Annotated in this window: 3 protein-coding genes; 2 read left to right on the top strand and 1 reads right to left on the bottom strand. The window is 72.1% G+C overall.

Annotated elements, in window-relative coordinates; translation table 11 throughout:
- Both C667_RS21660 and mobB read left to right on the top strand, forming a co-directional pair.
- Positions 1 to 1643, top strand: a 1643-nt coding sequence (locus C667_RS21660) for a sensor histidine kinase (protein WP_004384486.1), incomplete at its 5' end; no start/stop codon positions are given.
- Between the two features lie 108 nt (positions 1644 to 1751).
- Entirely contained in the window at positions 1752 to 2267 is a 516-nt protein-coding gene (mobB, locus tag C667_RS21655) for a molybdopterin-guanine dinucleotide biosynthesis protein B (protein ID WP_004384485.1), read from the top strand.
- Positions 2268 to 2835: 568 nt separating this feature from the next.
- Here the strand turns inward: mobB and C667_RS21650 are convergent.
- Positions 2836 to 3103: substrate-binding domain-containing protein (locus tag C667_RS21650; protein ID WP_004384484.1), on the bottom strand; the 268-nt coding region annotated here is incomplete at its 5' end.

Genomic DNA, 3103 nt, shown 5'->3' with positions numbered 1-3103 from the left:
GCGTCGTCGAGCGCTTCACCCCCGCCGAGCTGGCGGCGATCGATGCCGGCCTGCGCGAGCGCGCCCGCCTCGGCCTGGTGGCCACCGCGCGTGCGCGGCCCGATGCGCGCGCCGAGGAAGAACGCGGCCTGGTGGTGCACGCCGCGGCCCCGGTGGTGGACGCCGCGGGCAACCTGGTGGCGGTGCTCGAGGGCGGCGTGCTGCTCAACGGCAACCTCGACTTCGTCGACACCCTCAACGCCATCGTCTACCGCGAGGGCAGCCTGCCCGAGGGCAGCGAGGGCACCGCCACGCTGTTCGTCGACGACGTGCGCATCGCCACCAACGTGCGCCTGTTCGAGGGCGCGCGCGCCCTCGGCACGCGCGCCTCGGACGAGGTGCGCACGCACGTGCTCGACCACGGGCGCACCTGGCTGGAGACCGCCTTCGTGGTCGACGACTGGTACGTGTCGGCCTACGAGCCGGTGATGGACAGCCGCGGCGAGCGCGTCGGCATGCTCTACGTCGGCTTCCTCGAGGCGCCCTTCCGCGCCGCCAAGCGCATGGCCCTGCTGGTGGTCGGCGCGCTCGCGCTGCTGGTGAGCGGCGCCGGCGCGCTGCTGACGCTGTACTGGGCGCGCGGCATCTTCCGCCCGATCGAGCGCATGCACGCCACCATCGGCCGCATCGACGCGGGCGACGAGCGCGCGCGCGTGGGCGACGTCGCCAGCCGCGACGAACTCGGCCGCCTGGCCACCGCCTTCGATCATCTGCTCGACGAGCAGGCCGCGCGCCGCGCCGAGCTGCAGGCCTTGAACGCCTCCCTCGACCGCAAGGTCGCCGAGCGCACCGCCGACCTCGCCGCGGCCAACGAAGAGCTACGCGCCGCCCAGCGCCGCCTGGTGATGAGCGAGAAGCTCGCCGCGATCGGCGAGCTCACTGCCGGTGTGGCGCACGAGATCAGCAACCCCACCGCGGTGATCCAGGGCAACCTCGACCTGCTGCGCGAGGAGCTCGGCCCCGCGGCGCAGCCGGTGGCCAACGAGATCCGCCTGATCCACGAGCAGGTCGGACGCATCCGCCTGATCGTCACCAAGCTGCTGCAGTTCGCCCGCCCGGGCGAGTTCGCCGGCTACGTCGAGGACGTCGACGTGAACGCCGCGCTCGCCGACTGCCTCGTGCTGACGCGCCAGCATCTGGCGCGCGCCGAGGTCCGGGTGGTGCAGCGCTTCGGCGCGAGTGGCCGGGTGCAGATCAACCTGCAGGAGCTGCAGCAGGTGCTGATCAACCTCATCGTCAATGCCGTGCAGGCCATGCCCGCCGGCGGCACGCTGACGCTGGAGACGGTCGACCGCGACCCGGTGCACGATGCACGTGGCGTGCGCATCACCGTGCGCGACACCGGCGGCGGCATCCGCGCCGAGGACCTGGCGCGCATCTTCGACCCCTTCTTCACCACCAAGAAGCGCCAAGGCACCGGCCTGGGGCTGTCGATCAGCCACACCCTGGTCGAGCGCTACGGCGGCCGCATCGAGGTGGACAGCACGCCCGGCGAGGGCGCGGCCTTCACGGTGAGCCTGCTCGCCGAGCCGGTGTATCGCAAGGACCCCGCGCCGCCACCCGGCGGGCGGGAAGACGGAACAGGACGAACGGAAGCGACTTGACAATGCACAGATGCGAATAGAGCTATACATAGATACAGCAACAAAGCAGCCTGTCGGCTGCACTCCTTTCCTCCCCGGCATGAATGCCGGGGTTTCTCGGAGCTACTGATGAACGTGATGGGTTTCGCCGGCTGGTCCGGCAGCGGCAAGACGACGCTGGTCGAGCAGGTGATCGCGGCGCTGAGCGCGCGCGGCCTGGTGGTGTCGCTGGTCAAGCACGCCCACCACAGCTTCGATATCGACCATGCCGGCAAGGACTCCTGGCGCCATCGCCAGGCCGGCTGCCGCGAGGTCATGGTGAGCTCGGACCAGCGCTGGTCGCTGACGCGCGAGCTGCGCGGCGCGCCCGAGGCCGGCCTCGACGAGCTGCTCGCGCACCTGGGGCCGTGCGACCTGGTGCTGGTCGAGGGCTTCAAGCGCGCGGCGATTCCCAAGATCGAGGTCTGGCGCAGCGTCGTGGCCGAGCCCCTGCTGCATCCGGACGACCCCCGCATCGTCGCGCTCGCGACCGACGCGCGGGTGGAGAGCGCGCTCCCCCAGCTCGACATCAACGACCCCGAGGGGGTGGCGGATTTCATCGTCGAGCACCTCGGGCTGCGCACCGACTCCCGCTCCGCTCCGTAGGCGCGGTGTAAGCCGGGGCGGGGGGCCGGCAAGGACCCGGGTTCCTGCTCCAGCGCTGCATTCGCGCCTGCCGGCGCTCCTACATGAAACATCACGCGCCCCCAAGGTACGGGCGGCGGAAGCCGCGACGGTCTCCGTAGGAGCGGCGGCAGCCGCGAACGCGGCCGTGCCGCAGGCGACGCGGGCGACGGGAATACTCACCGCGTTCGCGCCTGCCGGCGCTCCTACATGAAACATCACGCGCCCCAAGGTACGGGCGGCGGAAGCCGCGACGGTCTCCGTAGGAGCGGCGGCAGCCGCGAACGCGGCCGTGCCGCAGGCGACGCGGGCGACGGGAATACTCAGCGCATTCGCGCCTGCCGGCGCTCCTACACGCTCCATCGCGCCTGCCGGCGCTCCTGCAGAAACCGTCATGTATCCACGGAAACCGCCGCGTTCACCGAAACCGCGGCGCATCCGGGCGATGTAGGAGCGCCGGCAGGCGCGAATCGGCGGTCCTTGTTCCGGACGACGCCGGTCGCCAGGGCGTCGTCCGATCGCGCGCCCCCTCGTGGCCTGCGGCGGTGGCTCAATCCAGGCCGATGATCTTGCCCAGCGGCGCCAGGTCGTAGCCGCCGAGGCGCTGGGCGAGGGTGCGGGCCGACGGGCTGGCGCAGGCGGCGAGCAGGTCCTGGAACAGGCGGCGGAAGAGGATCTCGCGTGGCAGCGCGAGGTCGAAGGCCTCCCAGCCCAGGGACAGGAAATCGAGCCCGAACTCCGCGGCCGCGGCGCGCGTGCCGGGCGCGCAGTCGGCGTCCTCGCGCGCCACCACGGCGGCGGCCTCGCGCTCGCTGTGC

The sequence above is a fragment of the Thauera phenylacetica B4P genome (genome assembly GCF_000310225.1).
Lineage (GTDB): Bacteria > Pseudomonadota > Gammaproteobacteria > Burkholderiales > Rhodocyclaceae > Thauera > Thauera phenylacetica.
This window is presented reverse-complemented; position numbering and strand designations above follow the sequence as displayed.

Excerpts from the sequence above, each read along its gene's own strand:
- mobB (WP_004384485.1), top strand. The coding sequence starts at position 1,752 with ATGAACGTGATGGGTTTCGCCGGCTGGTCCGGCAGCGGCAAGACGACG.